Genomic DNA, 16,962 nt, shown 5'->3' with positions numbered 1-16,962 from the left:
ACCTGATTGTAACCCGGAGGCGTGCGCTAGCCATGCGCCTCCGGGAAACTTCCGGCGTGGCGCCGATACAGCCATTTCATGACGAAGGGCGGGAGCAGGGTGGTCAGGGCGATCACCACGACCATGGCGGCGTAGATTTCACCGTCGAAAATGCCGGAGGACCGCCCCAGCTCGGCGAAGATCAGGCCGACCTCGCCGCGCGGCACCATGGCCAGGCCGATGGCGAAACGCGTCGGCAGGTTTTCCCGGATCAGGAAGGCGCCCAGCAGTTTCCCCGCCACCGCCAGCACGAACAGCACCCCCGAGAAGGTCCAGATGAAGCTGGAAGACCAGTCGATGACCTGAAAGTTGAGCGACAGGCCGACCATGACGAAAAATATCGGCGTGAACAGGTGCACGATCGGGCGCATCTGGCCTTCCATGTGGTGCGCGAACTTGGCGTCGGTGTGGATGGCGACGCCCATGGGGAAGAAGAAGCGTTGCGACAGCGCCAGGCCGGCGGCAAACCCGCCCAGCAGTTCCGGCGCGCCGACGGCATGCGCCAGCCACGCGAAGAACAGCACCAGCGAAACCACCGTGGTCGGGATCAGCCCCGGGATCTGGCTGACGCGCTCGAAACGCTTGATGACTTCCGCCATGAGCCGGGCGGCAAGCGGCGCCAGGATCAGAAACAGCAGGATGAACAGCAGCACCTTGCCGGTATTGACGAGGTTGATGCCGCCGCCGGAGGAGAATTCGTACAGGAAGGCCAGCAGCACGATGCCGACGACGTCGTCGATCACCGCCGCGCCGAGCACGATGTTCGATTCGCGGCCCTGGCTGCGTCCAAGATCCGTCAGCACCCGCACGGTGATGCCGATGCTGGTGGCGGTCAGCGTGCCGCCAATGAACAGCGCCGTGATCAGGCTCAGGTCGAAAACGTGGATGGCCGCCAGCGCGCCGAAGGCGAATGGCAGGATGATCCCGGCGGCCGCAACGATGACGGATTTCACGCCGGTGCGGATCAGTCGCAGGATATCGGTCTCCAGGCCAACCTCGAACAGCAGCAGGATGATGCCGATTTCCGCCAGCAGCCGGATCACCGGGGTCGGTTCGACCCAGCCGAGCAGGCTGGGCCCGAGCAGCACGCCTGCTAACAGCTCGCCGATCACGGGCGGGGCTCCCAGCCGTGCCGCCAGCTCGCCCAGCACGCGTGCTGACAGCAGCATGGTCAGCAGGATCAGGAAAAAGGTATGAACTTCCATGTTGTTGGTCGTTTTTGTCCTGGTTCCGGGAGTCTAACGAAGCCAGCCTGAGCAAAACAGTAAGAATATAAACAAAACATTAAGTTTTAATATATTGACATGTCAGGTGCGCGGGCGCATTCTGGCAGCCGTTCGCATCAGATTTGGAGCATCGCTGATTCCGTCTGTTTCCGCATGAAGTCAGAGTATGCCAACAGTCTGCCAGACGGCTGGGATCGTTTCTCCCGGTTCTTTTTCGCGCTCGGCGACACCACGCGCCAGCAAATCCTGCTTTTGTTCGAGCCCGGCGAAGAAATCTGCGTCAACGACATCGCGCGCCTGTTCAAGATCAGCCGCCCGGCGATCTCGCACCACCTGAAAATCCTGCGCAACGCCGAATTGCTGGTATGTGAAAAACGCGGCAAGGAGGTGTACTACCGCGTCAATCACGATCACTGCGCCGAGGTCATGCGCGTGGTGCGCGAATTCATCATGGCCAAGGCGCCCGCCGCCCCCGTAGTCGCCTCCGCCTTTCGCTGACCCGGTCCGCCATACTGCTCCCAAGCGGTTTTAAGTAGAACTGCAGGGCGCAATAAGCGCAGCGCATTGCGCCGTATGGAGTTCGCATCCGGCGCATTACGGCTATCGCCTGATGCGCCCTACGGGTTTGCTCGCTTCGCCCGCCGGTCTTGCTTATATTACGCGCAGTGACCAGGCCCCGAGTGGTGACAGAGACGTTGCCCATCCCCCTGACGGTACCCAGACGCGAGGTGCTGGCGTGGGCGATGTACGACTTTGCCAATTCCGGCTATACCACGGTGGTGCTGACGGCGGTGTTCAACGCCTATTTCGTCGGCGTTGTGGCCGCCAACGGCGCGGACCGCAGCGGCACGGCGACGCTGCTGTGGACCGTGGCCATGGCGATCACCAATTTTCTGGTGCTGGTCAGCGCGCCGGTGCTCGGCGCCATCGCCGATCACGGTGCGCATAAAAAAAGATTCCTCGCCTTCACCACCTTCGGTTGCGTGCTGTTTACCGCGGCGCTCGCTTTTGTCGGGCGTGGCGACGTGGCGCTCGGCATGACCCTGGTGATTCTGGCGACATTGATGTTCGCCAGCGGCGAGAATTTCATCGCCGCGTTTCTGCCCGAGATCGCCAGCCAGAAGGAAATGGGGCGCATCTCGGGCTACGGCTGGTCGCTCGGTTACGTCGGGGGGCTGCTGGTGCTGGGCCTGTGTCTGGCGTACATCCAGTCGGCGCAGGCGCGCGGCGATGTCGCCGAGCAATACGTGCCCGTGACCCTGTGGATAACCGCTGCGATGTTCGCGCTGGCGGCGCTTCCCACCTTTATATGGTTGCGCGAGCGCGCCGTGCCGCACAGGCTGGCTCCGGGTGAAAATTATTTCCGCATCGGCTTCGCGCGCGTGCGCCACACTTTGGCGCACGCGCGCCACTATCGCGACCTGTTCCGTTTTCTCGTCACCCTCGCGGTGTATTACTGCGGCATCAACACGGTGGTGGTGCTGGCCGTGATTTACGCGCAGGAGGCGATGGGTTTCACCATGCAGGAAAACATCATCCTGATCATGGTGGTCAATGTGACGGCGGCGGTGGGCGCGCTCACCTTCGGTCTGGTGCAGGATCGTCTCGGCTCGGTGCGCACACTGGCGGTGACGCTGGTAGTGTGGGTCGTGGCGCTGGTGCTGGCGTACTTCATCGAAAGCCGCGCCGGTTTCTGGGTGGTGGCGAATCTCGTGGGTCTCGCACTCGGCTCCAGCCAGTCGGCCGGGCGCGCCCTGGTGGGGCAGTTCTCGCCGCCGGAACGCGCGGCGGAATTTTTCGGCCTGTGGGGGCTGGCCGGCAAGCTCGCCGCCGTCATCGGGCCGCTGGTTTACGGGCTGGTGACGTTTCTCACGCACGGCAATCACCGCCAGGCCTTGCTGTCCACCTGCGCGTTTTTCATCGCCGGGCTCCTGCTGCTGTTGACCGTGAACGAGCGCCGCGGACGCGCCGCGGCGATGCACCCGGATTGAGCCCATGCCGGATACGACGGAACATTTCCTCCTGTTCCTGGCGCTGGTCGCGGGCATCATCCTGCTGGCGTGGTTGTGGCACAGCCTGATGCGCACCTGCGAGGCCGCCAACGGCGCCGACTGGGGCGGCCGCTGGCTCAACCGCCTCGATGGACTGAACCGCATTTTCTGCCGTCGCATTCACCATCTGATCTCTGAACCGCTGAATCTTCCCGCCGCCGGCGGGGCGCTGGTGGCGTCCAACCACGTCTCCGGCCTCGATCCGCTGCTGCTGATCGCCGCCAGCCCGCGGCCGCTGCGGTTCCTGATCGCGCGCGAGGAATACGACCGCTGGTGGCTGCGCTGGTTGTTGCGCCGCATCGGTTGCATCCCGGTGGAGCGCACGCGCAATCCCCGCAGCGCCTTCGAGGCCGCGCGCAAGGCGCTCAAGCACGGCGAAGTCGTTGCGCTGTTCCCGCACGGGCGCATCCATCTGGACCATCACGAACCGTTGCCCCTGAAGCGCGGGATCGCCCTGCTGTCGTCCCTGACGGGCGCGCCGATTCATCCGGTGCGCATCGAAGGTATCCGTGCCCAGGGCATGACGGTGGCGGCGGTATTCGTTCCCAGCCGCGCCTGTCTCCTGAGCTTCGCGCCGCTGCACTGCGCCGGACTGGAAGACGAGCATTGCCTGGAAGAACTGTGGGACCGGCTGGCCCTGTCCGGGGAGGAACGGCGACATGACAACCCGCATCGCCGCCGCCGCAATGGAAAACCGCCCAACGACGGCGAAACCGTCCAGTAACACTTGAAAAAAAGAGGTTATCGCCCCAAATAGACAGCCAATACGAAAATTCCGGAGCCGCTTTCCCATGCGCATGGACAAACTGACCACCAAATTCCAGCAGGCGCTGGCCGACGCCCAGAGCCTCGCGCTCGGGCGTGACCACCAGTTCATCGAACCGGCGCATCTCATGGCCGCGCTGCTCGACCAGGAAGGCGGCACCACGCGCAGCCTGCTGGCCAAGTCCGACGTCAACGTCAATGCCCTGCGCACCAAGCTCTCCCAGCTGCTCGACCGCCAGCCCACGGTGGAAGGCGCGGGCGGTGAGGTGCATGTCTCGAACAATCTGGCGAATCTGCTCAACCTCACCGACAAGTACGCGCAGAAGCGCGGCGACCAGTATATTTCCAGCGAGTTGTTCCTGCTCGCGGCGCTCGAGGACAAGGGCGAATTCGGACGCCTGCTGAAGGAGGCCGGCGTTTCCAGAAACGGCATCGAGAAGGCCATCGAGGCCATGCGCGGCGGGCAGAAGGTGGAGGACGCGAGCGCCGAGGAAGGCCGTCAGGCGCTGGAAAAATACACCATCGATCTCACCGAGCGCGCCGAGCAGGGCAAGCTCGACCCGGTGATCGGGCGCGACGAGGAAATCCGCCGCTGCATCCAGATCCTGCAACGCCGCACCAAGAACAACCCGGTGCTGATCGGCGAGCCGGGTGTCGGCAAGACCGCGATCGTGGAAGGCCTGGCGCAGCGCATCATCAACAGCGAAGTGCCGGAAGGGCTGAAGGGCAAGCGCCTGCTGTCGCTCGACATGGGATCGCTCATCGCCGGCGCCAAGTTCCGCGGCGAGTTCGAGGAACGTCTCAAGGCCGTACTCAAGGATTTGTCGAAGCAGGAAGGCCGCATCATCCTGTTCATCGACGAACTGCATACCATGGTCGGCGCCGGCAAGGCCGAGGGCGCCATGGATGCCGGCAACATGCTGAAGCCGGCGCTGGCGCGCGGCGACCTGCACTGCATCGGCGCCACCACGCTCGATGAATACCGCAAGTACGTGGAGAAGGACGCCGCGCTGGAGCGCCGTTTTCAGCAGGTGCTGGTCGACGAGCCGAGCGTCGAGGACACCATCGCCATCCTGCGCGGGCTGAAGGAAAAATACGAGGTGCATCACGGCGTGGACATCACCGACCCGGCCATCGTCGCCGCGGCCACGCTGTCGCACCGCTACATCACCAGTCGCCAGCTGCCGGACAAGGCCATCGACCTGGTGGACGAAGCGGCCTCGCGCATCCGCATGGAGATCGACTCCAAGCCCGAATCCATGGACCGCCTCGACCGTCGCCTGATCCAGCTCAAGATCGAGCGCGAGGCGCTCAAGAAGGAAACCGACGAGGCCTCGAAACAGCGCCTGGCCACGCTCGAAGGCGAAATCAAAAAACTGGAAAAGGAATATTCCGACCTGGATGAGGTCTGGAAGTCGGAGAAGGCCGCCGTGCATGGCGCGCAGCATATAAAGGAAGCGCTCGACCGCGCGCGTCTGGAATTTGAAACCGCGCGCCGTGCCGGCGACCTGGCTCGCATGTCCGAGCTGCAATACGGCCGCATCCCCGAACTCGAAAAGCAGCTCAGCGCCGCGCAGGCGGCCGAAGGCCAGGAACGCAAGTTGCTGCGCAACGCCGTGACTGAAAACGAAATCGCCGAGGTGGTGTCGCGCTGGACCGGCATACCGGTGTCGCGCATGATGGAAGGCGAGCGCGAGAAGCTGCTGCGCATGGAAGAGGCGCTGCACCACCGCGTGGTCGGGCAGGACGAGGCCATCCGCGTGGTGTCGAACGCCATCCGCCGTTCGCGCGCCGGCCTGTCCGATCCGCGCCGTCCCTACGGTTCGTTCCTGTTTCTCGGTCCCACGGGCGTGGGCAAGACCGAGCTGACCAAGGCACTCGCCGGTTTCCTGTTCGACAGCGACGAGGCCATGGTGCGCGTTGACATGTCGGAATACATGGAAAAGCACACGGTCGCGCGGCTGATCGGCGCGCCGCCCGGCTACGTGGGCTATGAAGAGGGCGGCCAGCTCACCGAGCAGGTGCGCCGCAAACCCTATTCCGTGATCCTGCTCGACGAGGTCGAGAAGGCGCACCCGGACGTGTTCAACGTGTTGTTGCAGGTGCTGGACGACGGCCGCCTCACCGACGGCCAGGGCCGCACCGTGGATTTCCGTAATACCGTGATCGTCATGACCTCGAACCTGGGCTCGAATCTGATCCAGGAACTCGCCGGGGAGGAGAACTACGACAAAATGAAGAATGCGGTCATGAACATCGTGTCCGGCCATTTCCGTCCCGAATTCATCAACCGCATCGACGATATCGTGGTGTTCCATCCGCTCGGGCGCGAGCAGCTGCACCGCATCGCCGAGCTGCAGGTCCGGTATCTGCGCGAACGCCTGCAGGCGCGCGAGATGGACCTGGAGCTGACGCCGAAGGCGCTGGACAAGCTGGCCGCGGCCGGCTTCGACCCGGTATTCGGGGCGCGTCCGCTCAAGCGCGCCATCCAGCAGCACGTGGAAAATCCGCTGGCACAGGAGATCCTGTCCGGCAAGTTCGGGCCGAAGGACGTCATCGAGGTCGACGTGGCCGGCGATGAGCTGGTTTTCCGCCGGAAACAGGCGGCGCCCAAAAAGGCCGTGGCAACCGACCGCGCCGCGCGCTGAACTTTTCCGTATTTCCGCCATCCATGCTCATGGATAAAATAGCCCGCTTGCCGGGAGGAAAATTCATGACGATTGACAGACGTTCGTTCAAGGTGGGAATCATCGCCGGGGTATTCCTGGTGAGCGGCATCATTGCCGGAATCGTTTTCAGCTCGCGCCTCGACTGGCTGCCGAGCGCCACCAGCGCCCCCGCGGAAACCGCGCCACCGGTCATCGGCGCCACCCCGCCCAATTTCGTTCCGGTAGTCAAGGCGGTCATGCCCGCGGTGGTGAACATTTCCACCACGCGCCTGGTAAAGCAGGGCGGCCAGATGTCGGGCCAGTTCATGGACGACCCCTTCTTCCGCCAGTTTTTCGGCGAGGAATTTTTTCACCGCTTCCAGATTCCGCGCGAACGGCGCGAGAACAGCCTCGGTTCCGGCGTGATCGTGGATTCCGCCGGCTACATCGTCACCAACAACCACGTCGTGGCCAAGGCCGACGAGATCAAGGTGTTGCTCAACGACAAGCGCGAGTTCACCGGCAAGGTCGTGGGCACCGATCCCAAGTCCGACATCGCCGTGATCAAGATCAACGCCAAGGACCTGCCGATGGTGCCGTGGGGTGATTCGGACAAGCTCGAGGTTGGCGAATACGTGCTGGCCATCGGCAATCCCTTCGGGCTCAACCAGACCGTGACGCAGGGTATCGTCAGCGCCGTCGGGCGCGCCAACGTCGGCATCGCCGATTACGAGGATTTCATCCAGACCGACGCTGCGATCAACCCCGGCAACTCGGGCGGCGCGCTGGTCAACGCGCGCGGCGAGCTGGTGGGCATCAACACCGCGATCTTCTCGCGTTCCGGCGGATACATGGGCATCGGCTTCGCCGTGCCGAGCAACATGACGCGCAGCGTCATGGACAGCCTGATCAAGGGCGGCAAGGTGGTGCGCGGCTGGCTCGGTGTTTCGATCCAGGACGTCACGCCGGACCTGGCCAAGCAGTTCGGTCTGAAGGAAGCCAGAGGTGCCCTGGTCAGCGAGATCATTCCGGACAGCCCGGCCGCGGCGGCCGGCATCCAGAGCGGCGACGTCATCACTGCCTTCAACGGCAAGACCGTGGAGAGCACGAGCATCCTGCGCAACACCGTGGCGCAGACGCCGGTCGGCAAGACTGTGAAGGTCGAACTGCTGCGCGACAAGAAAACCGTGTCGGTCGAAGTGAAGATCACCGAACAGCCGAAGGACGTGGCGCAGACGAACGACGAGACAGTGCAGGGCGACGGCAAGAACACCGCGCTGGCGGGCGTCGAGGTGCGCAACCTGACGGCTGAAATCGCGCGTCAGCTCGGCCTGCCCGCCGGCACCGCGGGTGTGGTTATCGCCGGCGTGGAAGAGGGCAGCGCCGCCGAGGAAGCCGGCTTGCAGCAAGGCGACGTCATTACGGAGATCAACCGCCAACCGGTGCGCAATATCGGTGATTACAAGCACCTGAGCGCCAAGCTGACGAAGCAGGGCAGCACGTTGCTGCTGATCAATCGTCAGGGGCGGAAGCTTTTCATCGCCATCCAGCCGTAAATCCTTTGAGCTTGTCATTCCGGCGAAAGCCGGGCGAGGCGGGGTTTTCGCGAACATACTTAACGTATGTTCGCGCCGCCGAGCGGGTGCAGCGGGTTTGGCTGCACCCCGGGCAGCAACAGCATATTACTGATTTTTTAATATCCTGGACCCCGGCTTACGCCGGGGTGACGAGCTTTTTCAGCGAATTGCCAGTTCGTTACACCATTGTTCGATGGCTTCCCGCACCTGCACGGGATTCTCCGTCAGCGGCCAGTGATAGGCCTCGATCGTCACGATCCGTGTCCGCGGATTTTGGGCGAGCAGCGCGCGCGTGGTTTGCGGGTCGGTGTAAGTGATGCCGGTTGAAAGCAGGGCCAGGATTGGCGCCGGTATCCGCGCCAGCTCCGGCAGCGGCCGGATCATCTCCAGCAGTTCCTGCAGGTAACTCCCCACCGGAAAAAATTTCAGGTCCTCCCAGGGCGAGGAATAAAGCTCGACCATCTCCTCCTGTTTTCCCGCCCGGAGCAGTTTCGCCCGCGTGGCCTCGTCCATTTTTCTCAGGTCGCGTCCGGGAATCCGGCTCCGGCGCAGGCCGAGCCGGTTCAAGACGGCAATGCAGGACACCAGCGCCCTGATGACGGGCCGCATGAGATTCGCCGTCCGCAGCGTGCCGCGCAGGGCCGCATGAAACACCGGATCGATCAGCGCCAGTCCGTGCACGCGCGCCGGGTAACGCGCCGCAAAATGCACGGCCACCTGCGCGCCCAGGCTGTGGCCGATCAGCACCGCCCGGTCGCTGCCCTCCGTGTCCAGCAGGGCCAGCAGGTCCCGGCACCAGCAGTCCAGGTTGAGCCGGCGGCGCGTGAAGGAGGCGCCGTGACCGCGCAGATCGGGGCACAGGATGTCCCAGCCTGTCTTCAGCGTGGTTTGTTCGATGAATTCGGACCAGCGGGTCATGTTGCTGGCCATGCCGTGCAGCAGCACGAGAGTCTGCCGCGGTGTCGCGCTCTGGCGCAGCACGCGATAACCGAGCGTGACGCCGTCGGTGGTTTGCAGGGTGCGCAGGGTGTCCATGTCCATTTTATAGTAGTGGCTTCACCCGCTTTGGGCCAGCGCGAAAGCCGGGAGTGATTGTCGTTGTCGGCTTAGCGCCCACCGGAGTTTCGAGTAGACTCGCCGCCATGGACCGCCTGCCCATCGACGATGCCCTGCCGGAATTGCGCGCGACGCTGGCGGCGAATGCCGCCGTGGTATTGCAGGCCCCGCCCGGCGCCGGCAAGACCACGCATGTTCCCCTCGCGCTGCTGAACGAGCCCTGGCTCGCTGGCCGTTCCATCCTGATCCTCGAGCCGCGGCGGCTGGCGGCGCGCGCCGCCTGCGCGCGCATGAGCACGCTGCGCGGTGAATCTCCGGGACAGACCGTGGGTTATCGCATCCGTTTCGAATCCAAAGTATCCGCGCAGACGCGCATCGAGGTGCTGACCGAGGGCATTCTCACGCGTCGCCTGCAAAGCGATCCGGAACTGAAAAACGTCGGGCTGGTCATTTTCGACGAGTTTCACGAGCGCCACCTGCACGCCGACCTGGCGCTGGCGCTGTGCCTCGACAGCCAGAAGGCGCTGCGCGAGGACCTGAAAATCCTGGTGATGTCGGCCACGCTCGACGGCGCGGCGGTGTCGAAGCTCCTCAACGACGCGCCGGTCGTTACCAGCCAGGGCCGCAGCTATCCGGTGGACATCCATTATCTGCCGCGCGATCCCGAGGGCCCCTTGCCGCAGACCGTGTGCGACAGCGTCGTGAACGCCCTCGAAAAGCACGAAGGCGACGTGCTCGTGTTTCTCCCGGGCGCGTGGGAAATCCGGCGTACGCAGGAACTGTTGCAGGCCCGGATCGGGACCGGCGCGGAACTGTTCCCGCTTTACGGCGATCTGCCGTGGGAGGCGCAGGACCGCGCTATCCAGCCCGGCGCCGGCCGGCGCAAGATCGTGCTGGCCACGCCCATCGCCGAAACCAGCCTGACCATCGAGGGCGTGCGCGTGGTGGTGGACGGCGGGTTCGCGCGCGTGCCGCAGTTCGATCCGGGTTCCGGCCTGTCGCGCCTGACCACGGTGCGCATATCGCGCGCCTCGAGCGAGCAGCGCGCCGGCCGCGCCGGCCGCCTCGCGCCCGGCGTGTGTTACCGGTTGTGGAGCGAGACCACGCAGCGCGGCCTGGTGCCGCAATCCCTGCCGGAAATCCGCGGCGCCGATCTGGCGCCGCTGGCGCTGGAATTGGCCGCGTGGGGCGTGCGCGATGTGCGTATGCTCAGCTGGCTCGATCCGCCGCCCGAGGCCGCGTTCAATCAGGCGCACGAGTTGCTGGCCGAGCTTGATGCGGTGGACGCCGATGGCCGCGCCACGGAAACCGGACGCGCCATGGCGCGCCTGCCGCTGCATCCGCGCTTGTCGCACATGTTGTTTGCCGCGCAGCAGCTCGGACAGGGAACGCTGGCCTGTGACATCGCGGCGCTGTTGTCCGAGCGCGACATCCTCACCGGCGAGGCGCGCCGCTCGGCCGATTTCGTGCAGCGCGTCGAGGCGCTGCAGGCGTTTCGCCAGAACGGCCGCGCCGGCGCGCAGTCGCATCAGGCCGATGCCAATGGCTGCACGCGCGTCAATCAGGCGGCGCAGCAGTTCCAGCGCCTGCTGTCCTCCGCCAAATCCGCACCCGCCATGGATGTGCAACAGACCGGTTTGCTGCTGGCGCTGGCCTATCCCGACCGCGTGGCGCTGGCGCGCGCGCCGGGCGAGACGCGTTACTTGCTTGCCTCCGGCCGTGGCGCGCGCCTGCACGAGTCGGAGATGCGCCTGCGTCAGCCTTGCATCGTGGCGGCCAATGTAAGTGCAGGCGATGCACAGGGACGCGTAAGTGTCGCGGGAGGCAGGATGCCGGGAGCGACCGAGACGGAAGGCCTGATTTATTCCGCCGCCCCGCTCAATATGGATACGCTGCGTGAACATCTCGCCGCGCATATCCTCCTGCAAGATATCGTGCGCTGGGACGCGCCGCAGCAGGTGGTGATCGCGCGGCGCGAGGAGCGCTTCGGCGCGCTGGTGCTGGACAGCAAGCCGTTGGCCAAAGCCGACCCGGAAAGGATCCGCGCGGCCATGCTCGAAGGCATCCGCCGACTAGGCATCGAGACGTTGCCGTGGACGCGCGAGACGCGTGAGTGGCAGACGCGGGTGCTGTCGCTGCGCCAGTGGCTGCCGGACGAGAACTGGCCGGATGTTTCGGACGCGGCGTTGAGCGAAACGCTCGCGGAATGGCTCGGGCCGTATCTCGACGGCATGTTGCGGCGCGATCACCTGGCGCGGTTGGACCTGCTGACCATTCTCAAGTCGCGGCTGGATTGGGACAGGGGCCGGCGACTGGAAGAGGGCGCGCCGACGCATGTGGAAGTGCCGAGCGGCTCGCACCTGCGCCTCGAATACTTCCCGGGCGAATCCCCGGTGCTCCGGGTGAAATTGCAGGAAATGTTCGGTCTGGCGGACACGCCGCGCGTGGCCTGGGGAAAAATTCCCGTGACATTGCACCTGCTGTCCCCGGCGCAGCGGCCGATCCAGGTCACGCAGGACCTGCGCGGTTTCTGGGAGCGGACCTATCCGGAGGTCAAAAAAGAATTAAAGGGGAAATATCCAAAACACCCATGGCCCGACGACCCATGGACCGCCACGCCGACGCGTCGTGCCAGACGGAGAACAGATCGCTGATGTCGCCGGCTGTTCCTGATGCAACATGTAGGTTGGGGTGAGCGTAGCGAACCCCAACGCGAACGAAAGACATTGTTGGGGTTCGGCGCTGCGCGCATCACCCCAACCTACATGAAACCATTTTGAGACGAGGTTATTTCCCGCCGAACAGCTGCACGCGGTTGCGTCCCTTGTTCTTGGCGATGTAACAGGCGGCGTCGGCGTTGCCAAGAACGTCAAGCGGGCTGGCGCTTGCCTGTGTGATGGCGCAGACGCCGATGCTGGCGCTGACGTCGAACACCCGGTCATTCCACCGGAAACGGTAACCGGCGATGCTCTCGCGCAGCTTCTCCGCGATCTCCAGCGCCTGGTCCATCTCGCAGTTTTCCAGCAACACGCCGAACTCGTCGCCGCCGAGGCGCGCGAAGGTATCGTTCTTGCGCACCTCGTTTTGCGTGCGGGCGGCGATCTGGCGCAGCAATTCATCGCCCGCCATGTGGCCGCAGCTGTCGTTGACGATCTTGAACTGGTCCAGGTCCACATAGAGCAGGACGTGTCGGGCGTTCTCGGATTTCGCGGACTGAAACAGTTCTTTCAGTCGGCGCTCGAACTCGCGCCGGTTGAACAGGCCGGTGAGATCGTCGTGACGCGCGTGGTGATGCGCCTCGGCCAGCAGCGCGCGGCGCTCGGTGATGTCGCGCACCACGCCGATGACGAGATCGCCGGCCTCGAGATCGACCTTGTTCAGGGTGATTTCCACCCAGCGCGGCTCACCAAGCTTGGGCTCGAGGTGGCACTCGAAGCGCGCCGGCTTCCCGCTCAGCACGTCCTGGAATTTTTCCCTGAAAAGATTCCTGCTGTCTTCGTCGCCGAAGAAACGGGTGATGGGTATGCGCTGCTTGTGCGCCGTCAGGGATTTTTCCGTTTCGCCCAGCCACCTGGCGAGCAGGCGGTTGGCCACGTGGAATTTCATTTCGTCGCACACGACGAAAATGCCGTCGTTGGCGCTGTCGATGTAAGCGCGCAGCAGGGCGAGGTGGAAATCCTGTTCCGACGGGGGGTTAAGCTTCGACGTGTTCACGGGAAAATCTCCGGCGCGACGCAATGCCCCCGACAGGACTGGTACCGTCGCGTTCCTTTAATTCCAGGCAAGATTCATACCCCTGTGGTTCTGTTCTTATTCTGACCGGACATCCGGCTGACGCGCTCCGCCCGTGAGAAGACGGCGCAGCGCAGCCAAAAAGTCCCTGGTTGCCGGACGAAACCGGTCACCAAAGCGTCATGTTTTGACGCCCAGATTTGCTTGCTGCGGCAAAAACGGAGTTTTTATTGTTCTGCGGGTACCGCGAAAGCTCTCCAGCGACATGAATTCTACCGGGAAACCGGCTGATTAATAAAGATGCAGTCCCAGCCTCCGGCCGGGGCTGCCAACGGTAGGGCCGGCCGCTTGCCGTGGCCCGCCCCGGTTTTCGCCGCGCCGTTGCCAAAACCCGCCGATACGGTGAAGATGCGGGCTCGGAGCCGAGCATGACCCATCCCGCCGCGAATTCCCCCAAGCGCCTGCTGCTTTCCATCATCGAACTCGGTGGCTATCCCGATTTCAAGCCGTTGTATCGCCAGGCCGGTTATGAGGTCGAATCGGCGGCCTCGGTGCGCAAGGCCCTGGGCCTGCTGAAAAAACTCAGCCCCGATGTCATTGTCGCCGAGTTCAATTTCCAGTCGGATTTCCGCGACCGCACCAGCAGCCTGGAATCACTGCTGGCCGTGGTGCAGCGCACGCCCAGAACCAAAGTCATTGTTTTCTACGAGAAAGAACACGCGCACCAGCTCACTCGCCTCACCAACCAGTATCCCATCCACGAAACCCTGCCGTTTCCCATCGATACCGCGAATCTCGAACAAAGTCTGCATCGCGCCGCCGCCGGCTGATCCGCCGACAAAAGGCCGGAACCGGCCGCGCTGTCCGCCTGTCACAGTTTTCCGTACCGGAGCCCGCCACAAGACGCCGGACATCCCGCCCTTCATCTGACAAGGAGACGCCAATGAACACGGAGCCTGTTTCCAATTCCTCCGACTATCGCCAGTCCATGGGCCAGTTGCTCATGCTCTACACCCAGGTTGACCGCCTCATCATGGAAATCTGCGCCGAACGCCTGACGCAGGCGCCCGACGAAGACGCCGAGCTGTCGCTGGCCAAGCAGGTCGGCGACGAGAGCCGCCATGTTTCCATCCAGCGCCAGTGGATGCGCGATTTCGGCACGCAGCCGATGCCGGTCATCACGCCGGAACAGGAACAAATGATCCGCGCGCATTTCCGCACGCTGCCGTGGATCGATTTCCTGGCCGATCTCTATATCTGCGTCGAGGCGCTCGGCAGCGAGGCGGTGGAGCGCATCGTACCGCTGGCTGACCCCGGCACGCGCGAATCGCTGCGCGTTCCGCTCACCGATGAAATTGATCACGTTGCTTTCGGCGTCGCGCGGCTGAAACAGGAACTGGGGAAGATTTCCGAAACCGAACGCCAGGCATTTATTGAGCGCCTGCCGGTGCGCATCGAAGCGCTGACGGACACCTTCCACGGTTTCGGTTTTTCCGTGCGCGACCTGTTCGAAGCCGTCGGTGCCGACTACGTCCGGTTGTGCCGGATGCTGGAAGAGCGCCAGAAGGAGTTGATCGCAGAGCTTGCCGCGGCCCCGGCTGCCGGCCACCAGCCGGTGCGCGAGATGGCGGGGGTTCCGGCTTGAAAATGCATCGCGCAATCTGCACGCCATACATTGCCGGCTAATCAAATGTAGGGCGGGTTAGCGCCGCAGGCGCGTAACCCGCCGAATGCTTTTCTGCCGCATGCCTTCCATATATGCCGTCATGCCGGCGAAAGCCGGCATCCAGGCTTTGAATGGTATCGCGCGCGTTGCGCGCGATGACATAAACGGCACTGGATTCCGGCTTCCGCCGGAATGACGGCGGATGCAGGGCGCGTCCCGCGCGCCGGACATATTTCCTCTCTCCCTTGAGGGAGAGAGGAAGGGGAGAGGGTGACGTCCATCGGCTATCGCCGACAGCCCCATTTTGCCCATTCCGCAAGCAGGCGTAATATCTCCCTGTCTGGCCGGACCAGGGAGAAAAGCATGCGCAGGAGAGTTTTCCTGTTCGCTGTCGCGGCGGCCGCGTTTTCATGCGCGGCCCCGGCGCATGCCGCCGAGCCGATCATCAGGGAATATGACGTTCCCAAAGGCTCGCACCCGCATGACGTCGCGCCGGCGCGTGACGGCGGCGTGTGGTACACCGCGCAGGCCCTGGGTGAGCTCGGCTGGCTCGATACCGTTTCCGGATTTACCAAACACATCCCGCTCGGCCGGGATTCCGCGCCGCATGGCGTGATCGTCGGGCCCGACGGCGCGCCCTGGATCACCGACAGCGGTCTCAACGCCATCGTGCGCGTGGACCCCAAGACCGAAAAGGCGCAAGTTTTTCCGTTGCCGAAGGACATGCCCAACGCCAATCTCAACACCGCGACCTTCGATAGAAAGGGCGTCCTCTGGTTTACCGGCCAGACCGGCTATTACGGCCGGCTCGATCCCAAAACCGGCAAGGTGGAAATGTTCAATGCCCCGCGCTGGCGTGGACCGTACGGCATCTGTACCGCGCCCGACGGGAGCGTGTACTACGCCTCGCTCGCCGGCTCGCACATCGCGCGCATCGACACCAAAACCGGACAGACCACGGTGCTCGAACCGCCCACGCCCAAACAGGGCGCGCGGCGCGTGTGGGCCGATTCCCAAAGCCGCATCTGGGTGAGCGAATGGAACTCAGGCCAGGTCTCGGTGTACGACCCGAAAACGAACCAGTGGCGCGAGTGGAAACTTCCCGGCGACAACCCGCAGACTTACGCGGTGTACGTGGACAGCCGGGACATTGTCTGGCTGTCCGATTTCGGTGCCAACGCCATGGTGCGCTTCGATCCCAGGACCGAACAATTCAAAGTGATTCCGCTGCCCAGCCACGGCAGTGCCGTGCGCCAGATTCTCGGCCGGCCCGGCGAGGTGTGGTTGCCTTTGTCGGGAGTGGATAAGTTGGCGGTGATTCGGGAGTGAGTAATCGAAAAAAAGAGGGGCGCCGCTCGTTACCCCTATGTCGTGTTTGCAGTTTTAAATATTGTCGTGATAAAAATTCGTAACTGACTGAAATAACAAAGATATAAAAACTATACAGCATGGATATACAGTATTATGTCGCTTTATAAAACGACATTTAGGCCGTCTACTTTTAGTTAGGGGGCCCTCAACTATGAAGAGCGCTGTCATAGTGGTACTTGTAGCTGTTGCGCTAAACGGCTGCGCGATGGGCGGCACCTATTCCGTAAGTGAACCCTATATCACTGAAACATCCGAACACCGGCTCGATGCAGACGGCACATTCTATGCAGACGGAATCGTGTACAGGGTAATACCTCTAAACTACAAACCGGGAATAGATGCTGTCGGTCCAGTTCTCCCATTAATCCCAATCATGTGTTGCCGCAATCTTGACCGTTCTGGTCAAAGTTTCCACGTCGCACTTTACTTCTACCCACAAAGCGAAGAGTTCACTCTTACTCCCAGTGGCATAATGCTTGATATTGACGGCAAAACTCTGTCACCAACTGCTGCAGGGGGCCCGTTCCCTTGCGCAGCTGACGAAGCTCGTCACACGAAATGTACTTATCAAGAACAGGACCTCACAACAAACGATTTATCAAAACCAGTTCAAATTCGGCGAGGAAGCTACATACTGGCGTATCCGGTGATGACTCCGGACCCTAAACAACCGTTTGCAATCAGAATTGCGGGGGTTCATAGAAAAGAGCAGCTACTCTCAGCACCACAGATAAATTTTAAGGGCATTTCTCATGGTTCTTGGTTCCCGTTTGCGGGCCCCTAACATCCGGTTCGAGGCGAACCGAGTTCCCGCTCGCTTTGCTCGCGGGT

The 16,962-nt window shown here is 63.1% G+C and carries 13 protein-coding genes; 10 read left to right on the top strand and 3 right to left on the bottom strand.

Features of this window, described 5'->3' with window-relative positions; translation table 11 throughout:
- Positions 1-26: 26 nt before the first annotated feature.
- Positions 27-1,244 (bottom strand): cation:proton antiporter, encoded by a 1,218-nt coding sequence (locus SCL_RS09525; RefSeq protein WP_096360995.1) that lies wholly within the window; start codon positions 1,242-1,244, stop codon positions 27-29.
- 174 nt (positions 1,245-1,418) lie between these two features.
- Here SCL_RS09525 and SCL_RS09520 point away from each other — a divergent pair, with 174 nt between their 5' ends.
- From SCL_RS09520 to SCL_RS09500, 5 genes are all read left to right on the top strand, one after another.
- A complete protein-coding gene (locus tag SCL_RS09520; protein ID WP_096360994.1) occupies positions 1,419-1,763 on the top strand; it encodes an ArsR/SmtB family transcription factor in 345 nt (114 codons plus the stop codon).
- A 197-nt stretch (positions 1,764-1,960) separates the two neighbouring features.
- On the top strand, positions 1,961-3,256 hold the full coding sequence (locus SCL_RS09515) for an MFS transporter (RefSeq protein ID WP_197702587.1): 1,296 nt from the start codon (positions 1,961-1,963) through the stop codon (positions 3,254-3,256).
- 4 nt (positions 3,257-3,260) lie between these two features.
- The gene (locus SCL_RS09510; RefSeq protein ID WP_096360993.1) at positions 3,261-4,040 is read left to right on the top strand and encodes a lysophospholipid acyltransferase family protein; all 780 of its coding nucleotides are present in this window, start codon (positions 3,261-3,263) and stop codon (positions 4,038-4,040) included.
- 67 nt (positions 4,041-4,107) lie between these two features.
- Positions 4,108-6,729, top strand: coding sequence for an ATP-dependent chaperone ClpB (gene clpB / locus SCL_RS09505; protein WP_096360992.1), 2,622 nt, complete (start codon positions 4,108-4,110; stop codon positions 6,727-6,729).
- Between the two features lie 65 nt (positions 6,730-6,794).
- A complete protein-coding gene (locus SCL_RS09500) occupies positions 6,795-8,285 on the top strand; it encodes a DegQ family serine endoprotease (protein ID WP_172426011.1) in 1,491 nt (496 codons plus the stop codon).
- Positions 8,286-8,465: 180 nt separating this feature from the next.
- Here SCL_RS09500 and SCL_RS09495 read toward each other — a convergent pair whose 3' ends face one another.
- On the bottom strand, positions 8,466-9,341 hold the full coding sequence (locus SCL_RS09495) for an alpha/beta fold hydrolase (RefSeq protein ID WP_172426010.1): 876 nt from the start codon (positions 9,339-9,341) through the stop codon (positions 8,466-8,468).
- 107 nt (positions 9,342-9,448) lie between these two features.
- On the opposite strand from SCL_RS09495, the gene hrpB reads away from it, so the two are divergent.
- Positions 9,449-12,016 carry an ATP-dependent helicase HrpB gene (hrpB, locus tag SCL_RS09490; RefSeq protein WP_096360989.1) on the top strand — a complete coding sequence of 856 codons (2,568 nt, stop codon included), beginning with the start codon at positions 9,449-9,451 and terminating at the stop codon, positions 12,014-12,016.
- A gap of 133 nt (positions 12,017-12,149) precedes the next feature.
- On the opposite strand, the gene SCL_RS09485 is transcribed toward hrpB, so the two are convergent.
- On the bottom strand, positions 12,150-13,076 hold the full coding sequence (locus tag SCL_RS09485; protein ID WP_148665067.1) for a sensor domain-containing diguanylate cyclase: 927 nt from the start codon (positions 13,074-13,076) through the stop codon (positions 12,150-12,152).
- A 446-nt stretch (positions 13,077-13,522) separates the two neighbouring features.
- On the opposite strand from SCL_RS09485, the gene SCL_RS09480 reads away from it, so the two are divergent.
- The 4 genes from SCL_RS09480 to SCL_RS14115 all read left to right on the top strand — a co-directional run bounded on the left by SCL_RS09480 (position 13,523) and on the right by SCL_RS14115 (position 16,915).
- Positions 13,523-13,924, top strand: a complete 402-nt coding sequence (locus tag SCL_RS09480; protein WP_096361925.1) for a DNA-binding transcriptional response regulator — start codon at positions 13,523-13,525, stop codon at positions 13,922-13,924.
- A gap of 113 nt (positions 13,925-14,037) precedes the next feature.
- Positions 14,038-14,739, top strand: coding sequence for a ferritin-like domain-containing protein (locus tag SCL_RS09475; RefSeq protein ID WP_096360987.1), 702 nt, complete (start codon positions 14,038-14,040; stop codon positions 14,737-14,739).
- Between the two features lie 384 nt (positions 14,740-15,123).
- A complete protein-coding gene (locus SCL_RS09465) occupies positions 15,124-16,089 on the top strand; it encodes a Vgb family protein (protein ID WP_096360985.1) in 966 nt (321 codons plus the stop codon).
- A 193-nt stretch (positions 16,090-16,282) separates the two neighbouring features.
- A complete protein-coding gene (locus tag SCL_RS14115; protein WP_148665066.1) occupies positions 16,283-16,915 on the top strand; it encodes a hypothetical protein in 633 nt (210 codons plus the stop codon).
- Positions 16,916-16,962 lie beyond the last annotated feature (47 nt).

Source organism: Sulfuricaulis limicola (assembly GCF_002355735.1).
In the GTDB taxonomy this organism is placed as follows: Bacteria; Pseudomonadota; Gammaproteobacteria; order Acidiferrobacterales; family Sulfurifustaceae; genus Sulfuricaulis; species Sulfuricaulis limicola.
Note: the sequence above shows the minus strand (reverse complement) of the source record. Positions and strands in the feature narration are given on the sequence as shown.

Excerpts from the sequence above, each read along its gene's own strand:
- SCL_RS09525 (WP_096360995.1), bottom strand. The coding sequence starts at position 1,244 with ATGGAAGTTCATACCTTTTTCCTGATCCTGCTGACCATGCTGCTGTCA.
- SCL_RS09520 (WP_096360994.1), top strand. The coding sequence starts at position 1,419 with ATGAAGTCAGAGTATGCCAACAGTCTGCCAGACGGCTGGGATCGTTTC.
- SCL_RS09510 (WP_096360993.1), top strand. The coding sequence starts at position 3,261 with ATGCCGGATACGACGGAACATTTCCTCCTGTTCCTGGCGCTGGTCGCG.
- clpB (WP_096360992.1), top strand. The coding sequence starts at position 4,108 with ATGCGCATGGACAAACTGACCACCAAATTCCAGCAGGCGCTGGCCGAC.
- SCL_RS09500 (WP_172426011.1), top strand. The coding sequence starts at position 6,795 with ATGACGATTGACAGACGTTCGTTCAAGGTGGGAATCATCGCCGGGGTA.
- SCL_RS09495 (WP_172426010.1), bottom strand. The coding sequence starts at position 9,341 with ATGGACACCCTGCGCACCCTGCAAACCACCGACGGCGTCACGCTCGGT.
- hrpB (WP_096360989.1), top strand. The coding sequence starts at position 9,449 with ATGGACCGCCTGCCCATCGACGATGCCCTGCCGGAATTGCGCGCGACG.
- SCL_RS09480 (WP_096361925.1), top strand. The coding sequence starts at position 13,523 with ATGACCCATCCCGCCGCGAATTCCCCCAAGCGCCTGCTGCTTTCCATC.
- SCL_RS09475 (WP_096360987.1), top strand. The coding sequence starts at position 14,038 with ATGAACACGGAGCCTGTTTCCAATTCCTCCGACTATCGCCAGTCCATG.
- SCL_RS09465 (WP_096360985.1), top strand. The coding sequence starts at position 15,124 with ATGCGCAGGAGAGTTTTCCTGTTCGCTGTCGCGGCGGCCGCGTTTTCA.
- SCL_RS14115 (WP_148665066.1), top strand. The coding sequence starts at position 16,283 with ATGAAGAGCGCTGTCATAGTGGTACTTGTAGCTGTTGCGCTAAACGGC.